This is a genomic window from Bartonella bennetti, from assembly GCF_045945445.1.
Lineage (GTDB): Bacteria > Pseudomonadota > Alphaproteobacteria > Rhizobiales > Rhizobiaceae > Bartonella.
The window spans coordinates 1,260,001-1,284,008 of record NZ_CP174576.1; the positions used below are offsets into that span (position 1 = coordinate 1,260,001).

22 protein-coding genes and 1 pseudogene (1 of these 23 running past the window's edge) are annotated in these 24,008 nt (G+C 38.5%); 6 read left to right on the forward strand and 17 right to left on the reverse strand.

From position 1 onward, the window contains the following. Window positions 1-1,767, forward strand: partial view of a M23 family metallopeptidase gene (locus tag ACJTDF_RS05625; RefSeq protein ID WP_407965319.1) — the 3' portion only. The gene continues 222 nt to the left of window position 1, outside the view; 1,767 of the gene's 1,989 nt are visible here — the last part of the coding sequence; the start codon falls outside the window, past its left edge; the stop codon is at window positions 1,765-1,767. A 281-nt stretch (window positions 1,768-2,048) separates the two neighbouring features. Here the strand turns inward: ACJTDF_RS05625 and ACJTDF_RS05630 are convergent, their stop codons facing one another. The 3 genes from ACJTDF_RS05630 to ACJTDF_RS05640 all read right to left on the reverse strand — a co-directional run bounded on the left by ACJTDF_RS05630 (window position 2,049) and on the right by ACJTDF_RS05640 (window position 4,454). Next, on the reverse strand, window positions 2,049-3,467 hold the full coding sequence (locus tag ACJTDF_RS05630; RefSeq protein WP_407965320.1) for a sensor histidine kinase: 1,419 nt from the start codon (window positions 3,465-3,467) through the stop codon (window positions 2,049-2,051). 220 nt (window positions 3,468-3,687) lie between these two features. Beyond that, a complete protein-coding gene (locus ACJTDF_RS05635) occupies window positions 3,688-4,242 on the reverse strand; it encodes an RNA polymerase sigma factor (RefSeq protein ID WP_249674852.1) in 555 nt (184 codons plus the stop codon). Continuing rightward, a complete protein-coding gene (locus tag ACJTDF_RS05640) occupies window positions 4,239-4,454 on the reverse strand; it encodes a NepR family anti-sigma factor (protein WP_407965321.1) in 216 nt (71 codons plus the stop codon). Before ACJTDF_RS05640 ends, ACJTDF_RS05635 begins: the two co-directional genes overlap by 4 nt. 163 nt (window positions 4,455-4,617) lie before the next feature. On the opposite strand from ACJTDF_RS05640, the gene ACJTDF_RS05645 reads away from it, so the two are divergent. The 4 genes from ACJTDF_RS05645 (at window position 4,618) to ACJTDF_RS05660 (ending at window position 7,498) form a co-directional block, all read left to right on the forward strand. After that, complete coding sequence (locus tag ACJTDF_RS05645) at window positions 4,618-5,412, forward strand: response regulator (protein ID WP_407965322.1); 795 nt, start codon at window positions 4,618-4,620, stop codon at window positions 5,410-5,412. A gap of 15 nt (window positions 5,413-5,427) precedes the next feature. Next, window positions 5,428-6,441, forward strand: a complete 1,014-nt coding sequence (locus tag ACJTDF_RS05650) for a sensor histidine kinase (RefSeq protein ID WP_407965323.1) — start codon at window positions 5,428-5,430, stop codon at window positions 6,439-6,441. A 229-nt stretch (window positions 6,442-6,670) separates the two neighbouring features. After that, window positions 6,671-6,964 (forward strand): hypothetical protein, encoded by a 294-nt coding sequence (locus tag ACJTDF_RS05655; RefSeq protein ID WP_407965324.1) that lies wholly within the window; start codon window positions 6,671-6,673, stop codon window positions 6,962-6,964. 126 nt (window positions 6,965-7,090) lie between these two features. Beyond that, the gene (locus ACJTDF_RS05660; RefSeq protein WP_407965325.1) at window positions 7,091-7,498 is read left to right on the forward strand and encodes a hypothetical protein; all 408 of its coding nucleotides are present in this window, start codon (window positions 7,091-7,093) and stop codon (window positions 7,496-7,498) included. A gap of 69 nt (window positions 7,499-7,567) precedes the next feature. Here the strand turns inward: ACJTDF_RS05660 and ACJTDF_RS05665 are convergent, their stop codons facing one another. Continuing rightward, complete coding sequence (locus tag ACJTDF_RS05665; protein WP_407965326.1) at window positions 7,568-8,302, reverse strand: DUF4167 domain-containing protein; 735 nt, start codon at window positions 8,300-8,302, stop codon at window positions 7,568-7,570. 649 nt (window positions 8,303-8,951) lie between these two features. On the opposite strand from ACJTDF_RS05665, the gene ACJTDF_RS05670 reads away from it, so the two are divergent. After that, entirely contained in the window at window positions 8,952-9,875 is a 924-nt protein-coding gene (locus tag ACJTDF_RS05670; protein ID WP_407965327.1) for a formate dehydrogenase accessory protein FdhE, read from the forward strand. Between the two features lie 229 nt (window positions 9,876-10,104). Here the strand turns inward: ACJTDF_RS05670 and ACJTDF_RS05675 are convergent, their stop codons facing one another. From ACJTDF_RS05675 to ACJTDF_RS05735, 13 genes and pseudogenes are all read right to left on the reverse strand, one after another. After that, window positions 10,105-10,554 (reverse strand): hypothetical protein, encoded by a 450-nt coding sequence (locus ACJTDF_RS05675; RefSeq protein ID WP_407965328.1) that lies wholly within the window; start codon window positions 10,552-10,554, stop codon window positions 10,105-10,107. A gap of 469 nt (window positions 10,555-11,023) precedes the next feature. Further along, window positions 11,024-11,275 (reverse strand): hypothetical protein, encoded by a 252-nt coding sequence (locus ACJTDF_RS05680; protein WP_407965329.1) that lies wholly within the window; start codon window positions 11,273-11,275, stop codon window positions 11,024-11,026. After that, on the reverse strand, window positions 11,275-11,934 hold the full coding sequence (locus tag ACJTDF_RS05685) for a lysozyme (protein ID WP_407965330.1): 660 nt from the start codon (window positions 11,932-11,934) through the stop codon (window positions 11,275-11,277). The genes ACJTDF_RS05680 and ACJTDF_RS05685 overlap by 1 nt, the downstream gene beginning before the upstream one ends. Before the next feature lie 85 nt (window positions 11,935-12,019). Further along, entirely contained in the window at window positions 12,020-12,298 is a 279-nt protein-coding gene (locus tag ACJTDF_RS05690; RefSeq protein WP_407965331.1) for a hypothetical protein, read from the reverse strand. Window positions 12,299-12,891: 593 nt separating this feature from the next. Continuing rightward, entirely contained in the window at window positions 12,892-13,881 is a 990-nt protein-coding gene (locus tag ACJTDF_RS05695) for a phage tail protein (protein WP_407965332.1), read from the reverse strand. 5 nt (window positions 13,882-13,886) lie between these two features. Then, a complete protein-coding gene (locus ACJTDF_RS05700; protein ID WP_407965333.1) occupies window positions 13,887-15,014 on the reverse strand; it encodes a tail fiber domain-containing protein in 1,128 nt (375 codons plus the stop codon). Between the two features lie 4 nt (window positions 15,015-15,018). Beyond that, window positions 15,019-15,495, reverse strand: a pseudogene (locus ACJTDF_RS05705) (hypothetical protein); the annotation flags it as partial. A gap of 427 nt (window positions 15,496-15,922) precedes the next feature. After that, the gene (locus ACJTDF_RS05710; RefSeq protein WP_407965334.1) at window positions 15,923-17,386 is read right to left on the reverse strand and encodes a hypothetical protein; all 1,464 of its coding nucleotides are present in this window, start codon (window positions 17,384-17,386) and stop codon (window positions 15,923-15,925) included. Beyond that, complete coding sequence (locus ACJTDF_RS05715; RefSeq protein ID WP_407965335.1) at window positions 17,387-18,103, reverse strand: hypothetical protein; 717 nt, start codon at window positions 18,101-18,103, stop codon at window positions 17,387-17,389. It abuts the gene before it with no gap. A 67-nt stretch (window positions 18,104-18,170) separates the two neighbouring features. Beyond that, the gene (locus tag ACJTDF_RS05720; protein WP_407965336.1) at window positions 18,171-19,301 is read right to left on the reverse strand and encodes a N4-gp56 family major capsid protein; all 1,131 of its coding nucleotides are present in this window, start codon (window positions 19,299-19,301) and stop codon (window positions 18,171-18,173) included. Between the two features lie 128 nt (window positions 19,302-19,429). Then, entirely contained in the window at window positions 19,430-20,323 is an 894-nt protein-coding gene (locus tag ACJTDF_RS05725) for a hypothetical protein (protein WP_407965337.1), read from the reverse strand. 314 nt (window positions 20,324-20,637) lie between these two features. Beyond that, window positions 20,638-22,473 (reverse strand): portal protein, encoded by a 1,836-nt coding sequence (locus tag ACJTDF_RS05730; RefSeq protein WP_407965338.1) that lies wholly within the window; start codon window positions 22,471-22,473, stop codon window positions 20,638-20,640. After that, window positions 22,458-23,789 (reverse strand): PBSX family phage terminase large subunit, encoded by a 1,332-nt coding sequence (locus tag ACJTDF_RS05735; RefSeq protein ID WP_407965339.1) that lies wholly within the window; start codon window positions 23,787-23,789, stop codon window positions 22,458-22,460. Before ACJTDF_RS05735 ends, ACJTDF_RS05730 begins: the two co-directional genes overlap by 16 nt. Between the last annotated feature and the right edge of the window lie 219 nt (window positions 23,790-24,008).

Below are 24,008 nucleotides of genomic sequence, written 5' to 3' on the forward strand. Positions count from 1 at the left end.
CACTCTCTTGAAGACTATGACAAAAAAGGGGATCGTATTGCTCCCACACATGCCCGTCAAAGCTTTGATAAAAAAAGACAATTTGAATTATCTACGCTTCAAAAAAAGGGAGATGAAAAAGTCGTTGAGGCTCAGAATTTTGAATGGATCCGAATGGCCTTAGCCGAAGAACGCCATAATAAATATACCTATCCGCCTTTTGATGCTTTAAGCATTTTTTCCCATGATTCGAACAATCAAATTTCTCAAACTCTCGAAAGAGGACAAATTTATGGAGCAAAAATTGAAACAAAAATGACTTTACGCAGCCGTGATTTCATTATTGAGCAGACGCACTTTGATGAAACTGATATACTTACTGCTGATGAAGTACAAAAAGAAGTACAAAAATCCGGATTTGCTTTGGATAAAAATAATGAGAAGCTTTCACTTCTTCCTTTTTTAGACCCCGCACAACTCGATGTTTCAACATCTTCTCTTAAAATACCGAAGATTCCTAATGTGCGCCTTGTCCAAGAAAATGTCACTATTACAGCACACAACCGTCGAATTGATCTGTCCAAAAACTATGCTGAAGATATTATTCCCATTCATAAAAAGCAAACAATCTCAGGAGTACTTCAAAAATCCGACTATCCACAAGAACAAGTGGAGAAAATTGCACAAATATTAGCTGAATTGAACCGTTCAAATACACTCAAAGCAGGAAGTCTTTTACGTATCGGAATTGTTACACAACACGGTGAAGAAGATCATCTTGTTCGGGCAAGTATTTACCAAGAAATGAATCATATTCTGACAATTGCCCTTAATGATGACAACCAATTTGTTGCAAGTACAGAACCAGAAATGTCACATGCGCTTAAAGCTGCATTTCAAAATGGTCAACCTCATTCTTATGTTAATACGGCACAATTACCAACGGTTTATGATGCAATCTATCAAGCTGTTCTCAGTCATAATATGTCGCAGTCTCTTTCACAGCACCTTATTCATTTGCTCGCAATGAATATTGATATGAAAAGCCGCATCACACCAACCGATCAGCTCGAAATATTTTATGCTCTTCCTAAACAATATACTGAAAAAAACAGTAAGAGCATAAAAAATGGTACGCAACTGCAAACTCCCTCCTCTTCTACCAATGGAGATCCTGAAATCCGTTATATAAGCGCGACCTTTGGAAATGTTACTTATAAATATTACCATTATCAATCCACAGATGGGAATGCCGATTATTATGACTCAGAAGGCAAAAGTTCAAAACCTTTTTTGCTTAGAAAGCCGATCCCTAATGGCATTTTCGGTTCGCCTTTTGGTCTACGAAAGCACCCTATTTTAGGCTATGTGCGCATGCACACAGGTGTTGATTGGGTAGCACCAAAAGGATCGCCTATTATTGCTGTTGGAGATGGTGTGGTAACAAAAGTTGGAGTCGTAAGCGGTTATGGTAACCATACAGAAATTAAACATGCTAATGGCTATGTCAGTAGTTATTCACATCAAAATAGTTATGCTCCTGATATTAAGCCAGGTGTCAAAATAAGACAAGGACAAATTATTGGATATGTTGGATCGACGGGTCTTGCAACCGGACCTCACTGTCATTTTGAAATTATTGTTAATGGTAAAAAAGTTGATCCTATGCGTATTCGTTTTCCTGACAGCAAATCTTTAAAAGACAAAGATCTACAAGCATTTTTGAAAGAAAAGAAAAATATTGATTCCTTAATACAAAGCGTAACACAGCCAGAAAATGCATCTTAATTTATCCATATATCAGGCAAGCTGGTACTTTTCTACTAGAGGAAATCTCTCAATCATTCAAATCAAAGATGAAGTTTAAAAATATCGAACAAAGAAAATATTATAGGGATATTCCTTTAAAGGATCTCAGTTCATCTTTTGCTACAAAGATCCAAGAATTCATCACAAGCCTATCGATCATGGTGAATTCTCCTGCATTATCCCAATTGGATAGGAAATTTAAGTGCTTTTATGAATGAAAATTATGGTATGCTTCTCTATATTTCTTTTAAAAGAAAGTATTAAAAACATTTTGAACGATTTTCTATGATTTTTGGCAAAGGAATTATAACTTTTGTTCCTCCTAAATCTGATGTTTTGAACAATGCTTTCTCACCAAATTGCATACAAAGCTGTTCTATAACTAAACGACCGAGTCCTGTTTTTAGCTCTGCATTTTGACTGCACATCCCTACACCATCATCTTCAACGACTAGTGCCATTTTTCCATTATTCTGAGGCCCACAAAAAATATAAATATTCCCACGACGTTTATCAGGAAAAGCATGCTTTAAAGCATTTGTAAGCAATTCACCAAGAATAATTCCAAGCGTTGTAGCATCTCTTGAAGATAATCGACAATCTTTGAAATCCGTATGAATAGTGATATTTTCGCGTAATTCAAATGGTATAGCCAATTCAACATCATGCACAACTAAATTGAGAAAATCTGCCAATAATGTTGTTTCCATATCATCACTCAAACGCAAACGACGATGCGCTGCTGATATTGTTTGGATGCGATCTCGTGCTGCTCCCAAAACAGAACGAACCTCTTCATTCTTGCTTCGATTTAATTGCAAACCAAGCAAAGAAGAAACCGTACCAAGAGAATTGCCAATGCGGTGACTAGCATCCTGTAACAACATTTCAACACGACATCGTTCTTTTTCGGCATAATTACGAGCCTTTTCCAATTCCTGTGTCCGTTCCTTCACACGCGCTTCAAGAGCTGCATTCTCGCTATGAAGAAGTAACTGATAGGTTTTTAAAGATCGAATATCGCATCGAAAACGGTTAATCACAAAATAGGCAGAAATAAAAGTACTCACAACAGAAACAATTGCGGCTAAAGTCAAAGCAGCACGCATGAGTGCTATATCTTCACGTTTTTTTTGTCGTTCAATATCATCGCCATCGATAAAATTGGTCATTAATTGAACCAAACTCGCGACTTGATCCGTCTTAATTTCAGGAAAATCTGAGAAATGAACAGACTGATCAGAAGATGCATCAAGAGCAATCATATGTTCCTTCATGATTGCTGTACGCGCTTTAATCTCTTTTTTAAAAGCTGTAAACCACGTATACCATTGCGAATGAGAATGAACAAGAAGGGCAATATAATTGAGAATATCATCGAGATGAAGAACTGCTTTCTCAAAGCGGATTTTATCTTCCGCTCGATGGCTTTTTTCATAGTTTCGGTTTGCTGCAGCCATATCGATTAAACTAATAAGTGCTAAATCTGCTTGTTCACGCAATTCTGAGCTTGTATCCAACTGTGAGATTTCCTGATCAACAGCGTTAGATAACAAAATAATAAAGGTCGAAGCCAAAAGAGCCATAAAAAGAGAAACAATAATTGCTCCCCACCGCCAACGTGATGTTGTTGAACCAGAAATGGGTATTTTAGAAGACAAATTTGCCTTTGTTATCATATACTTACCATCAATGAACCCAAAAATCAGAACTCTTCAATTTAGAGAAAAATTATTTTATTGCTTTAAGAGTGAAGAAAGATAATTATTTTCCATATCCTCGTTTTTTCTCTTGTCCCTAAAAGACTAGACAAAAGGCTCTGTACATTCCCACAATTTTTATTCCTCTATAGCTATAACAAGAATAAAACTATGTTCTCATCCATCATTATTCGTTCTCCTAATCACTAAAAGAACATAAGATACTTCCAGCCGAATAAAGATCCGGACCATAATCAGTATCACCATCAACTTCGAGGAGCTTCTGCAAACGATTGCGTGCACGACTTACACGGCTTTTAACCGTTCCAACAGCGCAATTACAAATAGCTGCTGCATCTTCATAAGAAAAACCAGATGCACCAATTAAAATGATTGCTTCTCTTTGTTCAGCTGATAATGTGTTTAAGGCTTTTTTAAAGTCATGCAAATCAAGCATCCCGTATTGGGAAGGATGAACAGCCATATTTTGAGTGAAAACACCATCACTATCTTGCACTTCTCTTCCTCTTTTCCGCATTTGACTATAAAATTCATTGCGCAAAATCGTAAAAAGCCACGCCTTTATATTAGTTCCCATTTCAAAACTGTCTTGCTTAGCCCATGCCTTCATAAGGGTATCTTGTACCAAATCCTCGGCTTTATCATGCTTGCCACTTAAAGAAACAGCAAAAGCACGCAAAGCTGGTAAAACGAAAAGCAATTCTTGTTTAAAATCTTTTGAGCTATGTGTCATAAGAGATCAAACCTTTTTTCTTCAGAATGAAGACTATCTTTTTCTGCCTGTTCTAATTTGTCCAAAAGTTCCAACAAATGTAAGGGAAGTGGTTCTTCTTGAATTTGCATATAAAATTGACGCAATTTCAGTGCTATTTCACTATTTGCGCCAAGAAGATCATCTTCAAACGTAAAATAATCGGTGAGATTTTTTTCACCAAAGTTGTTCATTTTTTAGCCTCTTAACCCATATAGTAGTAAAAGAATATTTTACTCTTTAAAGTTGTAAATATAGTCCCTCCTAAAAAGTTCCATACTGAAAGCAGGAACTTTTTTATCCAAAAGGGATTTTGAAAAAATAAAGTGCTTTCACAAGCTGAAGGAGTTATAAATCATGTCCCTATCACAACGCATCGCCCCTCACCTTCCTTATCTTAGACGTTTTGCCCGATCCATCACAGGGAGCCAAACTTCTGGTGATGCTTATGTTGCTGCTATGTTAGAAGCACTCATTGTTGATTTTTCGATTTTCCCCCAAACCTCCAGTGATCGCATTGGAACTTATCAACTCTTCTGTCATCTTTTTGATCAAACTACACCCAATATTGCTGAACCATTGCCACAATTTGGTTTTGAACAAAAAGCCAGCGCTCAATTATCCTATCTCACTCCTCGTGCACGACAAGCCTTCTTGCTCATTGCTGTTGAAGGATTTAATGAAAGTGAAGCAGGAGAAATCATGAAAATTAATACACAAAAGTTTCATGAGCTCCTCAACCAAGCCTCCTTTGATATTTCTCAACAAATTGCGACACAAGTAATGATTATTGAGGATGAACCTCTGATTGCCATGGATATTGAGCAAATGGTGGAAAGCCTTGGACATAAAGTGATAGGAATTGCACGAACACATGATGAAGCTGTTGTCATGTATCATCAGAAAAAACCACGCCTCATTTTAGCTGATATTCAATTAGCTGATAACAGTTCTGGTATTGATGCAGTCAACGATATTTTAAAAAATGATTGTATCCCTGTAATCTTTATTACAGCTTTTCCTGAAAGATTGCTCACTGGAGAGCGTCCGGAACCAACTTTTTTGGTCACCAAACCCTTTAATCCTGATATGGTCAAAGCCCTTATCTCACAAGCTTTATTTTTTCAAGAGAATGCGTCTAAAGCCGCCTAACAGAAGGTAATGATTATGTTCGTTCCCCCTGTTTCTACCACATCCATAGATAGATCACATCTCAGCGCTTTAATGCAAGCAATCCGTGGCGCTGATATTTGCGTTTTATATCAAACAACAAATCTGATCTATTTATGGGCAGAAAACCTGCCTCAACTTTTGCAAGCAAAATGGCGGGTTGGATGTCGTGACAGCGATTTTTTCTCAATTGATCTTGCGGATAATATGGAAACCATCAAACTGCAAGTTTTATCAACAGGCAAAACACAAACTATTGAAGCACGATTTGAAGATATGTCCAAACAAACCATTTGGTATAAATTTTCTATTGATTGTCATCGGAATGAAAACGGAAAAATCATCGGTATCATCACCACGGGCGTCGATATTTCAGGTCTACGTCGTCGCGAACAAGTACTTAAAATATTACTGCGGGAAGTAAGCCATCGCTCTAAAAATCTTTTAGCAATCATCCAAAGTATTGCAACCCAAACTGCCCGTTATACAGAATCACTGCAAACCTTCTTACGAAAATTTCAGGGACGTCTTCATTCTCTTTCCCATTCTCAAGATCTGATTACCGACTCTGACTGGCGTGGTGCTCAATTTCATGAATTGGTACAAACACAAATTTTAAACTATTTAGTGAAAGAAAAAGAGCGTTTTTCCATTAAGGGTATAGATCCTTATCTTTTCCCAAACGCAGTTTTGCATATTGGATTAGCTTTTCATGAATTAATTATTAATTCTCTCTCTTTTGGTGCTTTATCACAAGAAGAGGGGACTGTTTCTATTACTTGCACAGTCAACGCAATAACCCAAGGAAAAACAGAACTTTTTATCACATGGAGTGAAGAATTTAAAAAGAAAATCTTTCTTCCTGCACATAAGAAAGCCTGTTTTGGAAATACCGTTTTAGACAAAATTGTTCCCATTGCAGTTGATGGTTCAGCTTTTTTAAAATTAACAGAAGAAAAAATGGTTTATTGTTTATCTGTTTCTAACAATTATTTCGATATTTTGTCTTAGACAAGAATAAAGCGATCCGAGCATCGCGGCTAAGAATAAAGTGCTCCGAGCAACAGGAGATTTACATCCCTAGCTTATCGAAGCCTAATGCTTTTGCTTTTCTTCTCCTCCTACGACAGCGAGATAGAGTATTCTTCTGGAACGAAAATCCTTTGAGATTATTTAGAATCTAGAGGATCCACCTCTCAGACAACTTCTTAACGATCTATATTTTTAGGATAAGTATCATATGAATCCTGTTATTGCTGTTCTTCTACTGGTTTCGTGCACAGATGATTTTAACAGTTGTTATTCCAATAACACCATGGTTAAAATTTATCCTACCATACAAGTATGTGAGCAAAAAATTATGCCTTTAATTAAAAAATTTACCTCTTATGGAGAACAAATCTTCGCTCAATGCACGAATATCTCTGCCAATAAACGACAAAAAGAAGTAACCCTTATCTGGTCTGTAACAAACAAAGGCAATTTTTTCCTGAAAAAACAAAATACTGATGATACCGTGCGCACAGCATTATAACTAAAATGTGCAAAACTATTCTCTCCTACAAGGATCTTCCCATTGAATGAAAATAATTAAAAGTATACATTTGGTTTGATTTGCAAAAACTCAATAACAGCACTCAATAATAGTGAGACATAAACAATGTATAATTCCGAAGCTCAGTATAGTGAGCCCTGCATTCTTCCGCAAAACATACCATTAGATCCTGCCGTGGAAAGAGTGAGAAAAAAATTGATGCGTTTGATGATCATTTCCATCACCATCACACTTTTGTTAATTCTTGCTGTCTTTGCTGGAGTAATTTATAAAATCATCAAACCTGAGACAACAGGAAAATTGACCCAGCCCTTATCTTCTTCAGTGCCTCATCATATTTTGTCTTTGCCGCCAAAAACGCAAATTTTATCGCAAAGCCTCTTTCAACAGAACATTGTCTTGAGACTCTTAACCCCAGAAGGACAAACAAAATTTATGATTTATAATTACCATACCGGTGAGCTTCTTTCGGTTTTTTCTATCAACATTACAGAGAAAAACAACGGCTCTTAGCTCTTCTTTATAATCAATCAAAGAGTAATAATAATATCACCTTCTAAAATGAATAAACATCTTAAATGTTTAAGTATTTTCTTCCGCTGAAGAAGAAGACATTATCTGACGCCGACGTGTTTTTTTTTGCTCCTTTTCGTTTAACAAAGGCAAAGGCACAATTTTTTCTGCTGATGTCATCATTTCTTCAGCAACATCTGAAACAACTGTTGATTGTTTAGAGGATAATGTTTCTGAAACACGTATTTTACGACGACGCGAAAGACGGCGGGGTTGTTTGGGAGCTTCAGCTCCTTCTTCAACAGTTTGTTGCTCTTGCTGTTCAGCTTTATCGGCTTGAAAATTCTCATTTAATGCATCAGATGTGTACTTCTCTTTTCCTTGTTTTTTTCGCCCAATACCATTTTTTGATGACTGTTCTTGCAATGATGATCTCTCATTGTTATTGTCTTCTCTTGTATTTTCTTCAGCGCTTGTTTCTTCGCATTCCTGCTCGTTATTTTCATCACGTTTATGAGAGTAAGACATTTGATCAGTAGCTGCTAAAATAATACGCAAATAATGTTCAGCATGCTGCAAATAATTCTCAGACATAATACGATCACCCGCTCCTTGCGCGTCACGTGCAAGACTCATGTATTTATCAGCGACCTGCTGAGCATTTCCACGAATTTTAATATCTGGCCCGTTGCTTTCATAATTACGAGACAACGGATTAGGGCCGCGACGATTATTATTATTATTATTATTATTATTGCCATTGTTATTGCGACTGCGTACGCGTCTATTCTGCTGTGGCCTCATATTTATCCCTTTTTGGATTGTATTTCTCTTTAAATTCTCTCTCACTGCATTACTTTTAATAATGCTGATCACTTCCAAAATTTAGTTATTGAACCATCCCCGTTTCACTTAACTTAAACGACATCCCTTGGTTTCTTAATAAAAAGTATATATTTTGAAATATCACAAAAAAAATAGTACGGAATACTTAACCCCAAAATTCTCTATCTCTCCGCTGACAAGCAGAAACCTAGAGATGTTCACAGAAAATGCCAAGTGTTTTTTTCAAATAAATCATAATTTCATTAAAAAAAATCATTATATTGTCGAAAAACAACACAAAAGTGCAAATATACACAGATCTATTGTGGATTTAAAAGAATATGCTCTCTTTTTAAATCCATTTTTTCGCATATAAACGCTGCTTCATTCTTTAACATTATGAAACACACATCAGTCAAAAGACATTCTCCCCTTCCGAAAAATATTCCATTCTTCATACTTTCGAGTTAATCAATCTCGTTCAAAAAGTTCGTACCAACAATCCCTAAAAGTAGAAAAAAGTTCCATTTCTCACAGAAAAATAAATTAAAGTGATTTTAAAATGGTAATCGTAAGCTTTTTATAAGTAAAGAGAGATTATAAGTAAAATACAAAAGAGGGACATCACATGCTACAACAAAAAGATTCAGAAGGATTAGACACTTCTTCTACAATGCACACCCCATTTATTATAAAATTTCCTAATAGTAAAGCTTTGTTTACAAAACGCGCCCAGCGCTTTACATCTTTAGCTGCCACTCACTCTGCTAAAGACACTCTTCTCTTTTTAGCTCATTTTTGCACAATCCAACAACAATCCGTCAAACGATTTAAAGATTTTTCTAGTGCACTTGCTCGTTTTAGCACCATTTCCACTCCCTTTATTGATCGATCAAAGATATTAGAATTGGGCTTTTATGAAAGCATTGTGCATGATTTTTTAAACAATATGTCAACTGATATAATCCCTACAAAACAAAAAGAAGCTTTAAGCACAATGCGTCTTCAAGAAGATCAATGGCGCCTCTGGGGAAGCAATATACTTAATTGTGAAATTCCACCACAACAAGTGGGAGAACATCTTTTTATCACTGGTGTTTTACAAATTATTTATTCCCTGGCTGCTTCACAGCTTAATCCTCAAATCATAAAGATACAACAACAGAATGTGTGCCCTGCCTGTAGAGGGACACATACAGCCAGTATTGTTGTTGATAAAGGATTAAAAGAAGAAGACACACGATTTTGCTCTTGTCTTTATTGCGGCACCTTATGGCATTATCCACTTCTTCAATGCACCTTTTGCGAATCCACTCAAAGCATTTCTTCTTCTAATCTTAACAAAAGTTCAGAGGCTATTCTTGTTGAAACATGCCAGATCTGTCAGCGTTCTTGCAACCAACTTGATCAACACAAAAACCCATCTTTGGACGTTTTTGCGGATGATATTGCCTATACACTCGATCACCTCTCACAATCCTCTCTGCCTTTAAAACTGGGAGCTTTTAATCCTTTTCTAGCAGAATACAGAGTAAGCGCTAAGAACGAATAGCACACTATAAACAAGGCAGAAAGATTATAGAAATGAAAAGAGATCTGAGAGAGAGCATAACAATACAAATTGAGCGATTTCAGTAAGAATCTTATTCCCTACAATTCCTCTCCTTCTAAGAAGAGGATTCACATCATTGGAAGAAACATTCTGGTACCGAGAAACACTTGATACTTTTGAGTAAAGTTTCTGCTTCACATAAATGTCAAGAAATTTAAAAGGGAAGATCTTAAAAACGATGATGCTCTTGGCTATTCCCCTCACTTTTTTCTTGCTCACCTAGAAGACAATCACGAAGCAAAAAATAATTTCCATCTCCTGGACGAATAATTTTTATACATTTTTTCTTAGCATCATCGGAAGAATCTTCCCACATTTTGCGAATTGTAAAAAAAGCCTCACTTTCTAGACTAAAACAACGCTGATAAACTTGTTGCACCATATCGGGCACAGCTAAAGCAGCAATTTCTTTACAATAAACACGAAAATCAAATGTTGGGATAACTAATTTAACAGGTTTTTCTTGCACGACCTCTTGTTTGAAAAAAAAGTGGCTGATAATTGTTTTCACCACAAAATAAAAAGTCAATACACAAAAAAGAACGATACAAAAAAAAGTAATTTTTTTATATAATTTTTTACGATAGGATTTTCGCCTTGCGCGGAGTCTTTTTTCCATAAACAGCGTATCCTTTACTCTACCAAGAAAAAATCATGCTTGAAAAAAATTGAATAGGACCAAAAAGCTATTATCAATTGTCTTACATCAAAAAGCAATCTTTCGTTCGTTTTAAGAAATCAATCTTGCTGTTTTTCCAAGGCTAAAATCTTTCTTTACAATAAACTCATCTTGCTTTTTATCTCTCTTTCTTCATTACAGTTGCAAAATTTTTCGTGAGTATCATCAATTAAGAACACACACCGTCATACTTATATCTCAATGAAATCAATAAATAGAGAATAGAGTGACTCAATATTTGTATCGCTATACACCTGTCTCTTTTTCATTCTAGCTACTCAGCTTTCTTTTGAAGATCAGATTTTCTTCATTTTGTGTTCACCAGCATTTCTGCTTTTTTCCAAAGCGGTCTGTTTCCACAATCCAGCGTGATAACAAAGGTTCTGTTTGAACTAAATGCGCTGGTTTGTTAACGATCGGAGGTTTTTTCCATCCTATGCAAGAGAACGGCACATTCTTTTGGCATCCCTCCAAGAGCACGACAGAGGCTAAAAGGGGAAAGAGCAAAAGTTTCAGCATTAATTTTCTCACGATTTTGCAGCGCTGATATCGCTTGCATCAAGGATCTTGTCCGTTCAAAAGAACGTCCATAAAAAAAGCTACTCAAAGCAATGACAATGACTAAAAGAATTACAAAACCCCATCGAAATAAAAAAATCACTATCGTTCTTTCCTTACCGTATCAATATACAAGATAACACCCACAATCACGACCACAATCATAATACCGGCCAGAGCCCACTGTACAGGCCCATGTCCTGTAACAAATCCTGTAAGACCTGAAAAAGAAGCAATCAATGGTGCAAAAACTTCTGCTTTGAAAAAAGGCATACTCTTCGTTGTTTCGACCTTTTGATAATTAGAAGAAACATAAGCCCCTTTAGCCCATAACCCGGCCTCAGCTGCACGTCGATGCACCAGCCCCTGCACACGTTTTCCTCCTGCTTTTATCCATTTTTGCAATTCGGCCGGTACGGCTTCATAGTCTCCTTTATTCAGCTTCTTTAAGAGCGTAGAATTACAAAATGCCTCTGTTCCTATATTATAACAAAATGATACAAGAGCTGCAAATTGTTCATCGGTTAAGAACTGAGTCACTTCCCGTTCCACAGTTTGCTCAAATTGTTTCAAATCTTGTCGAAGTATAGTGTCTGCTTCAATATGTGTAATCTCCATGCCATCTTGCACAACAGGTTTTCCTGCTTTTTCTGTATGACCATATCCAATTGTCCACACGCCAACAACATCTTGATAAGCCTTTAAATGTAATCCTTCCCATTGTTTAATGAGTGCAAGCCCCTCTTTTGATATTTCCCGCATTTTCCTGATTCCATAAACCGCCTATAGGGTGATTAAAATCAATAATTTCCCCCAGTTATACATTCTTAAGCAGATAATTAAGTGCTCATTTAATTTTCTTCATTTTTGAAAATCGTCCCGCTTTTTCTAGCGAAAAGCTATGATCTTTTATTCCTGTTGTCAATTGTTCTTCCAAAGCTGTAATACGCTGTAAAAGGTGTGTGTAGTTTTTTTGGTGTTTTTTATCTTCACGCTTTCCTTCTTGAAGGATTTGCTTCAACAATGCATTCAAAGGAGCATGTCCCATTCTTCCACTTGCATAAAGAACAACACGAATATGGCTAGGATCATCAATATCAGCGATTGAAAATGGAAATAGTGCCATTTTATTTTCTCCTTTATTTTTGTATTTATTGATATGCTATAAAAAAATTTCCTCTATTTTCACCAATAAATTACTCTGTCTTTCTCCCATTATTGAACAACTCTCAGAGCTTCTCTTTGTAATAATTTTATAAACAAAACACTTCTGATGAAATCCTCGTTCTTCTTGCAAGAATTCATTGGAAGAATAGAAAATGTAAGACGAAAAATTATTTTTTATCGATGGAAAACATTTTATCCCCGCAAATTATCTTCGCAAATTATCTTTGCAAAAACACCCTCTTCATGAAAGAAAAAAACCAAGCCAATTCCTCATTTAAAAAGGCAGGATCTCTTAATCTTTTGCACAATTTTCTCTTCTGCCTCTACGGTAATGATTGTGGAGACATGGATGCTTCTTCCTTATCCTACGAAGAAAGAATAACAAAAAAGGGAGCCCTTACGAAAAGAGTCTTTGGCAGGAAGAAAACCTTGATAGAAAGGGCCTCTTTTTTCTTCTTCCATTGTAGTGTTTTTCAAGCGATTGCAACCGATATTTTTTTCCTTCTCTGGAGGAGAGCAGAGATCCTCTACATGTTTTAGCACAGAAAGATTTTATACCTTAATGGCATAAATAACAGCCATATTCTTAGGACGTGTTTCATCTCCCCCTGTTTCATCGAGGGTTATTTTGTGAGTATGCTCTCCTGAATCGCTTGTATAGTGTGTTCTGTTATATCTATGTCTGATAAGTCCTCCTCCTCCTAGTGCATCATTGAGCGATTCTAATCCTGTATATGCGTGATCATGTTTTCCTGCTTTGTCTGTTTTTCCTGTATGGGTATGGGATTTAAAAGAGTCTTTTTGCGTGCTTCCTAAAACACGATCTTTATCAATTCCTTTTCCACTATCCAATCCCCGTAAAAACATGCCGCGAAAATCGGGAACATTAAAGGTTGTTGTGCCATCTCCTTTTCCCCACACTTCTCCAATAGCCTCAAAAAGACTTGCATATTCCTCCCGTGCATAGGCTTTACCATCACACAATAGCCATCCGTCCGAAATTTTTTCCATTGCAAAACAAGCAATAAAGCCTGAAGGAAAAACACTGACTTTAGGCAGAATGACGGCTGGATTTGTTAAATACCACCCTTCTTCTTTTTTTTCACCGATTTCCGAATAATAGATAAGTTCATAAAGCCCTTCCTTTTGCATCTCCCCACCGGTCAAAAGCTGGAGACCCTCCTGTGTTCCCTTATAAATTGACTGAGAAGGCAATTGATTTAAAACAACACTTGTTGGCCCGACATTCGTTTCTTGAGCTTTAAATCGGAGCACAATCCCATTTTGATAAGCTGCATAAGGAGCCTTAGTTGTCAAATGAATAGAGGTTTTTTTCTCACTTTCTTCTTTCTCTTCAGCAGTGATAGTGAATTTAACCTCAACTGTTCCCCCGATATCGGATAAATACTCTTTGACACGTTGCATCATTGCGCGAGCACTATCATTCACTGAGCTTGGAGGTTGCCCTTCAGCCCAGTTAATTATTTCATCGGCACGAGCATTCTCAGCCGCGATAAGTGACCAATCATAAATTGAGCTCATAGGATTTATCCTTTTTTTGCAAACCACATCCAAGAAAAGAAAGAAGAAAGAAAGGCAAAGAATTTTTTCTTTGGTTTTTTGATTTTTTCTAATCCAAAACCGAGCTTGTTATAATTCACATGTAATAAATGTGTTTTTATATTCATATAAACGGCTTCAGGATTCAAACGAATGAGATCTTGAGCAAGAACCCCGCGATAGCGTTGCGAATTTCCTTTATAATTAAATTCATAAAGAGGATAGCCTTTTTTTTCCCCTACAAGAACGATATTTTCTTTAACGTTTACATCGGAAAGACCGATAATGCCATTCAACAAGCCAAGCACGCGCTGTGCATCACGCAAGGGATCCTTTGTAATTGCAGGCATAGTCGTGGATTCCCCTGTTTTTGTTCCATAATTACCGGCTGCTTTGGTTCCAATTTGCAACAATCTTTCCAATTGATTCCAGGCTTGATTATCCTGTTCAAACCATTTTTCTTGCTCTACATCCAAAGCATGCTGCTTATTTGCGTCTTGTACCATTCCCCCTTTTAAAGCATTACTTTGAGCATTGCTTTGTCCTTGATAGAAATTATTAGCCGCATTCACCTGATTTTGCATCGAACGATCAATCATCTGATTAGCGTTGAGCATATGATTAACATCTTGATTATATTGTTGTGCGGTTGCCTGAGTTGCTAAAGCTCCCAATTCATCGGTAAGCACACCGGTATGAGCCCCAGAGCCATAACGGCCTGCTCCTGCTATAGACTGATTGACAATATCGGATGTTTTATTCAGCGCATTGCTAAGGGCATCATTAAATTTGCTATTATTGCCCATCCAATTTCCAGCTGCCATACTAGAGAGATTTTGTGCACTTTTTGTGGGTTCTTTGAGCCACTCATTAAGTACTGAATTATTATATTGATTGGCTGCACTTTCTAAACCCTTAAGAGCATTTTGTGTTGTCTCACTTAAATCGGCATGTCGTTCTCCTTGATAGACATTTTGATAACCATTTCCCCCACTGCCTTTATTATACAAATTGAGAGCTTCAGAGGTTGCCTGTTTTAAAATATCTTCTGCCCACGAGGGTGGAGCATTTGTTTGTGTCGTTGTTTGAACTTGAGGACTTGTCCGTCTGCTCATGCGTTAAAACCTTTCTATAATGAATAAGATTGATAGCGTATCCGTGATGAACAAGCATTTTTGCCCACCCAGATCTTCCCAGTGTCAAAATTTCATCAACCTTGATAGTCCGTGCCCATTGTTCGAGTTGATCAATCAACGAAACCAGTTTGATCCCTCCCTGACCAGCAAGGTCTAAAATAACAACACGTTTTTTTCCATCATGCGTTTTTTCAATTTTGGTTATCCCAAAAGCACTAAATTCAGTTCTATTTTTTAAGATCAACCACAGCTGCACCTGCCCACCAATGATCTCTTTAGCTACATGCTTTAAACACACATCATGAGGAAACCGTTGAGCATATTTCCGCATAGCCGCATTAATAGCCTCTCGATAGAGAGCCATTTTTTTCCAAGGCCACTGATGCGTACAATGGAGAGAATACAAACTTTCATTATCTAAGCCTTCATTATCTGAGCCTTTATTATTTGAACGTTGTATTACGATTTTAGCTTTTTTCTTCCAGCGTATAGCACCCCAGCTTCTTGACTTTGCTCCCGCCAAAAGTCTCTTTGCTGCTATACTCAACACATATCTTATCCCCATAAAATATCTCGCCGTTTATCTATAGCATTCTCTTGTGCATAAGAGCATAATCCTGTCATTAAATCTGCCCTACTACACTCCACACATCACCAAAAAACAGCAGGGGCAATCCTATTGTCACGCTCTATTGCTCTTCTTCACTCTTATAACCTTGGTCAATAACTCACTACATCAGCCTCTTACCCCCAGGCATGTTCATCCGCATTAATCTTTATCCTAGGCATTCTCAGAGCACTCTAGTTTTGTGTCTTAGAACCCTCCACGCATGAGCTATGCCTTTGGCATGCTCAACGCATCACATTAATCTTATGGTTTGGCATGCTCAACGCATGCCGGCAGGCTTCAACTCGACATTGAAGCCAGTCACGTGAGACCAATTGACCCCTTCCGGTATCCGAAGCTTAAAACGATAAAACCGCGCTCTAGCACGAGAATGAATTTGTCCCGTATGTGTAGAAGGTTGTCTTTCTGGCAACCAAACAGTTTCTTCTTCAAAGGCTTGACGAAAACGCATACCAATCGACAAATAAAATGTATTACTATTCACCTGGGGCATAATATTTTTCACCCTGGTAACCATACCATTTGTCTGCCCCATTTCTTGTGAGGTTATCACACAAGCCATAGGGGATCCAGAAAATGATCCAAGCCTTCCTTCATGATCGAAGGCTCCCAGGATTGGTGTTTCATTTTGCCACACTTTACTATCGAGAGAAAAAGGTAAATCATCGAGGCTTTCTGAAACCCTATCAAGCCCTTCTAAGGTATATCCGGCCAGAAAAATGGGTAAGATCATTTTGATATTTACGGTTGCTTTCGTCCACTTTTGCAGTCCCCAATCATAGATCAGCAAAATCCGTTCTTGAATCGTTTCATCGGCATCGATAATCCAATAAACACGGTTATACACGCCATCGATTGCGGCACTCAGAGTAGACAATTGATTTTCTGAGGTTTTTGCCGCCATGGTTCGATCTACTTTTTCGAATCCGATCGGAGAGATCCGCCCATCAGTAGTGATTTGGTAAAAACCTCCCTCATCGGCAAAGAAAGCTAGATCCCCCCGACAAACAATTGATTCAGCGTTTTTTGCACCGCGTTTATCATGTATTTTCTGAAAACTGAAAATAATTTTAGATCCAGGGATAAAAGAGCCAGCATAAATTGCAGAACGCATAAAGATCAATGGATTCGTTGTTTCTGTTGCTCCTTGAACATATCCTCCATCGGGAAAATCTTGATAATCGCAGCTTTTTTTCCCTACAGTCCAGAACTCCGCATCATTCAAGCCAGACCAATGGACACGTCGTGGATGTTCGGATAATTTCATGAGACAAACGAAATCGCCCCAAACGCGGACAATTCCTGCTTGTGGAGGATTCCCACCTAAATCTCTAAAATTTTCATCTTGATTAATATCAATCACTTGAGGCTTATCGTTAGCATTAACAGCAATGACATAATCGCCAAACAAAGCAAAAGACCAAGGTGCGTCAACATTAGCAAAATAAGATTTATCTTTATGCGTAATATCTTTCCACTGCAAAGTTGTATTATTGAGCTGATAGATTTTTTTCTCTGTTCCAGCAATAATCGATACACCATTTTTTGTTTTGACAGCGATGGCACCTAAAATAGTCCCCGGACAAGGCTCTGAGAATGCACTAAAACTTGGCATTGGAATATAAGATCCATCTGCAGGAAGCACATTGACAAGCTCATCGGTAAAAAGACTATTGATATGAGCAACATCGGGACGATAATCCGCAAGAGAAAAAAAAGCCATTTAAAACCCCGTTGAAAGAATATTGGAGCATCCTTCGCGACGCGATGTTTCGTAACGCAAGAGTTGGAGCTGTTCTTGAAAATCGTTAAACGCAATAGCGGCATATTCAGTATCTTTGAGAATATTTTTATAGAGTTCATATTTTGCCCGTGCTTTAATCAGATCGAAAGCATAAACAAACCAAGGATTCTCATCTTGTAGAGTGAGAATATCGGAAAAGTGTGCTGATCTCCAAAAGAGACGAACAGTTTCAACAGTCTCAGGTGTTGGGAAGAGTCCGATTTTTTGATCCAAAAAAGTATAGAATACGGGTGTTCCTTGAGCTGAATGATTTTTATATTCTTTTTGGGCTTTTTTTACCGATTTATAAAGAAGGGGTATTGGCCTTGCTTCTTTTTGCTCAAGGAGCAAAGACTCAATAACCATTGCTGTCTCAAGAAAAGCGGTATCTTCATATCCATACCATGTTTTTCCGCTTTGTGTTTTGAAGCGCATTTCCCCCATTTTATTGAAGAAAAAGGGTTCCTGTGCACATAAGCGAAGAGCGGTTAAAATAGAATCTTGAATTTGAACAGAATATTCGGCTGTTGTATCATCGATTTCATCTTGAATCAGCGCCATCATTTGCCCAAATGTTTTGGCATGATCGGAGAATTTTGACACAAACGAATAAGATTTAGCAGAAGATTTTGTTAAAGAAGATCCAGGAATAGGCATGAGTGCTTCCTTTTTATTTTGTTCCCTCCCAAAGATCTAAACACCGGGAGGGAATTTTATAATTTTTTTAAGAAGATACAGCATATGTTGAAATTACAATGGTTCCGAAATCCTGAGCTCCTTGAGAATCACTTCCCGAACTGAAGCGTGTTTTTTTCATGCCAATAATTGTTTTTGCAGCAACACCAAATTCACGTTCATAGTCAAAGAGCTCTTCCACCAATTTATAGCGTGTAGCGCCCCGATCTTTACCGAAAGCGATAACAGCACTTTGTGCCCCTAGTAAAACGGCACGACGCACATGAGGGATCATAGTTATCGCCTTAGGATCGTCAGTCAACGAGCCTACGCCCTCTGTGATATGCGCTGCTTCTCGTAAGATGACCCCATTATACATGCCCAATGATCCATTATAGATGGGATTTTTCACGCGGCTTCCATTGTAAACTGCCTTAGTGATATCGAGCCATTGCCCTGGCTCTGTATTCGTTCTCAATTGTGTAACTTGTGTTGGATGGAGATAAAGCACATAAACATTTTCTCCATCGACACGCACAGGTCTAATTTTTGGATTAGCAAGTTTAGCGCGTTCTACAGCTTTATCAATCAGCTTAAGAGTAAAGATATCGCCTGATTTAAGATCTGAATCTTTTGTTTTTCCATTAGGACGCAATATCCGTTTATCGCTTGGTTCAGTTGGTTTATTAAATCCGTAATGCACAGGTCTCAGCGTTATGGCTCTTCCTTCAAAATTGATGTTATCGGCTGTAAACCCACATACATGAAGAAAGAACATCAGACTCAAACGATCTGCATACCAATCAACAAGTGCATTTTTGGCTTCTGTCCGTAAATTATGTAAAGTTCTCTGCTGATCGATTGTGCCTTCATTTTTAACACGGACAGCATGAGAAAGTTCATTAATGACCAAGCGATCACTAAGGAATTGTAAATCTTCTTCTTTTCCTGCAAGTTCTTGTCCTTCAGTAACTCCCTCACCAAACAAATGGACGCGCAAACCAAAGCTAATAGAATCTCCATGAGCTTTACTGGTTTCATCTTTCAATTGGATAATACTATTGGAATCTCTTCCAATAAGTGGTGCAATAGAAATTGCTTTTGAGACTTCTTGATTAAGTAATTTCGACCATGTGCGTACAGCCAGTGGATGATTAAGTCCGATGCGAGTTACAGCCATTTTTCCCCCCTCACAATTTTTAATATAAAAAAACCGGTCTTATACCGGGTGTTTATTTTTTTCTGTTCTGATACTCAGAACAAAGAATTCTTTTTTAGTGTCTTATTTTTTTAGTATTGTTCCTCTTTTTAAAGCCCTCCCCCACTCATTAAATGGTTAAAAGCGACTTTATTTTTTGGATTATCGATCCAAACATTAAATTCCGTCTCAGACATCTTATCGAGAAAATCCAAAGAAATTGGCCCACTGGGGCTCAAACCATTATAAGCTGCAAGGGTACGAGCAGAATTTTGCCTTTCCTGCACATCTTTTTCCCCCCATACACTTGCCTGTAAGTTTTTTGTTTCCTCAGTTCCCTTCATCCCTTGTATAATTTCGCCTTGACAGTCTTGTATAGTTTCACCTTTATGATTTTGTGGTGTTGTATAGCCAATAGTCTGTGCGATTGTATAAATCACCTCGGCAGGGTTCTTATTCTTTTCTCTACAATCTTGCACGATCCTTTTCAATTCATCCCCAATCATAGCGTCAATAACTTTCGGATCTGTTAGTTCAGGATAAAGAGAAGCACAAGCAGCCAATTGTTTTGCACGCATTTCATAAACAAAATCAGCAGCTTGATTAAAATCGCTATGTGTTTTTTTGACAGTCTCCACAGACTGATGAAAAAAAGACTGCAACCGCTCTGCTTCTGAAGGCTCCTGCACCTGCGAAGCAGGCTGTTGAATCTCTGATGTTTCCTGTTTATTTTGCAGGATCTGTCCAAGCCATTGAAGATAGCCCATAAAGTCTTTTTGTGGATCTGGTGGTGCTTGCATTTGCTCTCCACTCTGAGACTGTTCCTTTTGATCACCTCCACTCTCCTGCGCTAGCGAAACTGTTTCATTTTCATCGTCCTCTTCTGCAAGGACATTGCCTCCTTCTTCTCTCCCAGTGTCCCCTTCCACACTATCATCTGTCTTTTGCAAAGAATGCTTTTCCCATATGTGCTGTTCTTCTAATGTTAAAGTTTCTTCGTTCATTGTGCTTTCCTTCTTTGCTTAAAACAATAAAACGCCCCTCTCTCACGCAGAGAACGCATACAGTAAAATTATCCTAAAAACCTACAGAGCAGGCTCGACTTCTCGATCCTCAAATCTCATACTCACCTGTCATTTCTTGAAAAAACGCTCCTTCTAACGATCCTTCTGAGATCAAAGTCTCTTCATCCTCCCTTGGATGAATCCCTTATGCCCCAAGCAAGAGATGCATAACTCTGAACATTCTTCCTTCGTATATATATATATATATATTGAATAAACGCCCCTCTCTCACACAGAGAACGCATACAGTAAAATCACCCCACAAGACCCTGTAGAACTTGTGCAACTCGTACACCTTCTGCTCCTTCTGGGAGTTGTTGGAGCCCTTGTTGCTCATTGAGCACTTGACTGTTCTGCTGTGCTTTAAGTGCAATTTTATGGATAAGCGACGCAGGTAAAGGTGAATAGTGCAGAAAATCAAGCATAATCTCTGGTGTTGCAAATTGTTGCATAAGCGGCAGCAATTGCATAATCACAGAAAATGTCCGTTCTTTTTCATTCGTGCTTGTTGGCGCATCGTCTACTACAATATCATATTCTAAACTTGTCACCATTTCCCGTGTAAGGGGCACATATTTAGCATTGTCTTCTCCAGCAATACGGATCAAGCGGCCATCAGAGAGATAATTTTGGATAAGATAGAGAATTATTTTCCCTTGTCGTTGTCGATAGCGACGTAACCCATCAAAGAAGGCAGCCAAAAGATTGAGTGAAGATTGCCGACGTTGTTCTTCGAGTATACCTGGTTGATTGACTGAGCGTGTTCCAACAAATTCAGGAGACAATCCTGTCACCTGAGAAATAGCTCCTTTTGCTTCATTAAAGAGTTGAAAAAAGCCATTTGGAAACTGCGCAACGGGTTTTGGTTGTATTCTTCCAGCGGCCACAGCACCATTTTTTAGCCAGGTAATACTATCGGCTCTTGCCCAGCTTTCTGCGGCTTGTCGATCATCATCGAAAGCATCCCGCTCTGCCATAACCCCACCTTTAGATTGACTGTTGAGCAAGTGCATAACTTGACTAAAATATTTATTAGCCCAACGTTGAGGATCTTTGGTTGGACGAACGATTCCATAAAATTGTCGACTTAATTTATCGAATGTCCCAGTAATACATTCCCATCCCAATTGGTTAGAAGGCACCAATGGTCTATCGGGTGCCTCGAGCAATTTTTTCCCCAAGAAAGCACGCTTAACAACTTTTTTTGTCATTCTTGTTGCGGGCAATGGTGAAAATTCTTTTTTGATCTGTTGAAAATCCTGTTCAGAATACTCAATAAAGCGGCCCGTTTGAGGATTAAGGACCTTATAGATGACTTCGCGTTCAAACCATCGGCATTCAGCCAGTGTGACCATTTTAGGGCTTTGCAGAATGCTCTCACCACCATCGAGGCTTTCATTTTGGTAATCGTCACCATGGCTATGGGCACTCCCTCCCGTTTGCTGTTGCACCCAATCTGCATTAAGCTCACTCCAATGCACATTGGGGAACATTTCTTGCGCTACTTCCAGTGGTTTTTCATCGATATACCAAATCCGCTGAGCATCAATAAGATTAGGCTTCACGGCGCTTGTATCCCAAACCATCTTCATAGGATCGAGCCGAGCAATGACGGGTTTCCCTCTAGGATCTTCTTCATAATCGAGCCGCGTATCGGTCCATCCCATACCACAAATAACGGTGTCTTGAAAAGCATCGGAGTCCTCATATTCACCATGAGCCTCATCGCGAAACCATTCTGCCGCTCCAGTGAGGATTTGATTAGCAATAGCGGCACCTTCTTGTCGCGGAATAAATTGAACATGGCGTTTATTGTTGCGTTCGGTTCCAACGACGGCATTAATCAAAGGCGCAACACGATTAAATGTCATGACGGGTCTGTTTTGTTCCCGCAAGACAGCAAGATCTTGTTCATTCCACTGTCGCCCATTGTAAAAATCGTAATCTTCTTGAGCATTTTTTCGCCATTGCTCGACATGAACAATATCCTCTTGATACCACTTAACAAGCTTTTGAAAGAGCGCCTGATGTTCGAGGGTTTCAATTGAATGAAAAGAAGCATTCTGCATATTCATTAAAAAGCCATCCATGATGTTGTAGAAGAAGAAGAAAAACGCGACCGATAAACATCTCGTTTTTTTTGAGCACTGGGTTGTTCATAGGCCAGGCATAACAGTCCAAAGCTATCGGCCCCATGACTTGCCCAATCGTGTTCAGCTCCCAAACCTATATTACGTTGTTCATCGCGTTTTTCGTGATACCAGGCAAGGGCTTTTCGCCCAGCCATTGTTGTCTCTCGATTAAACCATATAGCGGGGAATAATCGTCTTACAGCTTCGATGCGCATTTTGACAGCACCGACACCTTGATTAGGAATAATTTGGGTACGAAAACCAGCCTGTTGGAGTGCACTTTCAAAACTGACATTATAAACACGATCTTTTGTAGCTCCATCATGGGGCAGAACCATCAGTGCTTTTTCATAGCCTTTGTGACAAATCCATCCGATATGCTCTGATAAGGGTTGTCCTTGTGCTTCATAATAATCGAGAACACGAATTTCGCGTCCAACAAATTGAGCCACCCACAGAGCCGTTGCATCGGCTTTAGCCCCCGTTCCACCGATATCCCAAAAGATTTTAACCTGAATCAGAGGATCACGTGGCACTGTAGTAATACGCCCTTCCTGCTCCGCTTCAAGCAGTAATCTTTGGTAATAAGCTCCTTGCATTGCCTGCAGATACTCCCCTTCCCAAATATGTTGATATTGTTCAGGTCTTTGTTCTAAATCAGCTGTTCGATCGCGATTAAGTTTTGCAGGAAATTTTGGATTATCACGCCAATTGATTTCAACGCCTTTGATATTAGGATCTTTGGTAAAACGGAATCGTTTTTCAACGGCAGCATTTTCTCGGCAGGGGTTCCATGTCACCCATAATTCGGAATGCCACTCTTTTCCCTCTTCTCTTAGCGTTGGAATCAGGACTTGCCAAGCGGCATCGGTCACAGGTTCTGCCTCATCCACCCAACAGAGCAGAATGCGTCCCATAGATTTAACACTAGCGATATTGCGGTCAAGACCAGCAAAAGCATATACGATACAGCCATCTTTTGATCTGATATATTTATCCCCAATTTCATAATAGTCGCTTAAAAAGGAATAGGATTCGATAGCACGTTTAATTTCTTCGAGAGAACTTTCAGCCAATGAATTTTGGAATTGCCTCGCACAGAGGATAACACCTCGTTCTCCAGCTTTTCCGTGATGATAACCGATCACAGCTGTCATCAAAGCGAAGGAGCGTGTTTTTCCTGATCCCCTTCCTCCCCAAGCAGCACGAACATCAGCTTTTCCGGTAAAAATAGGAATGAGTTTTGGAATCAAGGCAATCTGAGCGGTTGTCATTGTGCACTATAAATCCCTGTTAACCGACAGAACTCTCTCTTATTATGGAACACTCTATGATCCTCTTCAAAGAGTATACTTTTCAAAATAGATATCTGCTCTCTGCGAAATCCTTGTCCATAAGACTCTTGATCCAAAAATCATAAAACATAATCCATAACAATAGTTACCCTTAAGAATAAAATTCCATTCCTTAACACAAAGAATTAAGATCCAATA

Bases quoted from the DNA above. Each gene is read 5' to 3' on its own strand.
- ACJTDF_RS05630 (WP_407965320.1), bottom strand. From the start codon at position 3,467: ATGATAACAAAGGCAAATTTGTCTTCTAAAATACCCATTTCTGGTTCA.
- ACJTDF_RS05635 (WP_249674852.1), bottom strand. From the start codon at position 4,242: ATGACACATAGCTCAAAAGATTTTAAACAAGAATTGCTTTTCGTTTTA.
- ACJTDF_RS05640 (WP_407965321.1), bottom strand. From the start codon at position 4,454: ATGAACAACTTTGGTGAAAAAAATCTCACCGATTATTTTACGTTTGAA.
- ACJTDF_RS05645 (WP_407965322.1), top strand. From the start codon at position 4,618: ATGTCCCTATCACAACGCATCGCCCCTCACCTTCCTTATCTTAGACGT.
- ACJTDF_RS05650 (WP_407965323.1), top strand. From the start codon at position 5,428: ATGTTCGTTCCCCCTGTTTCTACCACATCCATAGATAGATCACATCTC.
- ACJTDF_RS05655 (WP_407965324.1), top strand. From the start codon at position 6,671: ATGAATCCTGTTATTGCTGTTCTTCTACTGGTTTCGTGCACAGATGAT.
- ACJTDF_RS05660 (WP_407965325.1), top strand. From the start codon at position 7,091: ATGTATAATTCCGAAGCTCAGTATAGTGAGCCCTGCATTCTTCCGCAA.
- ACJTDF_RS05665 (WP_407965326.1), bottom strand. From the start codon at position 8,302: ATGAGGCCACAGCAGAATAGACGCGTACGCAGTCGCAATAACAATGGC.
- ACJTDF_RS05670 (WP_407965327.1), top strand. From the start codon at position 8,952: ATGCTACAACAAAAAGATTCAGAAGGATTAGACACTTCTTCTACAATG.
- ACJTDF_RS05675 (WP_407965328.1), bottom strand. From the start codon at position 10,554: ATGGAAAAAAGACTCCGCGCAAGGCGAAAATCCTATCGTAAAAAATTA.
- ACJTDF_RS05685 (WP_407965330.1), bottom strand. From the start codon at position 11,934: ATGCGGGAAATATCAAAAGAGGGGCTTGCACTCATTAAACAATGGGAA.
- ACJTDF_RS05690 (WP_407965331.1), bottom strand. From the start codon at position 12,298: ATGGCACTATTTCCATTTTCAATCGCTGATATTGATGATCCTAGCCAT.
- ACJTDF_RS05695 (WP_407965332.1), bottom strand. From the start codon at position 13,881: ATGAGCTCAATTTATGATTGGTCACTTATCGCGGCTGAGAATGCTCGT.
- ACJTDF_RS05700 (WP_407965333.1), bottom strand. From the start codon at position 15,014: ATGAGCAGACGGACAAGTCCTCAAGTTCAAACAACGACACAAACAAAT.
- ACJTDF_RS05710 (WP_407965334.1), bottom strand. From the start codon at position 17,386: ATGGCTTTTTTTTCTCTTGCGGATTATCGTCCCGATGTTGCTCATATC.
- ACJTDF_RS05715 (WP_407965335.1), bottom strand. From the start codon at position 18,103: ATGCCTATTCCTGGATCTTCTTTAACAAAATCTTCTGCTAAATCTTAT.
- ACJTDF_RS05720 (WP_407965336.1), bottom strand. From the start codon at position 19,301: ATGGCTGTAACTCGCATCGGACTTAATCATCCACTGGCTGTACGCACA.
- ACJTDF_RS05725 (WP_407965337.1), bottom strand. From the start codon at position 20,323: ATGAACGAAGAAACTTTAACATTAGAAGAACAGCACATATGGGAAAAG.
- ACJTDF_RS05730 (WP_407965338.1), bottom strand. From the start codon at position 22,473: ATGGATGGCTTTTTAATGAATATGCAGAATGCTTCTTTTCATTCAATT.
- ACJTDF_RS05735 (WP_407965339.1), bottom strand. From the start codon at position 23,789: ATGACAACCGCTCAGATTGCCTTGATTCCAAAACTCATTCCTATTTTT.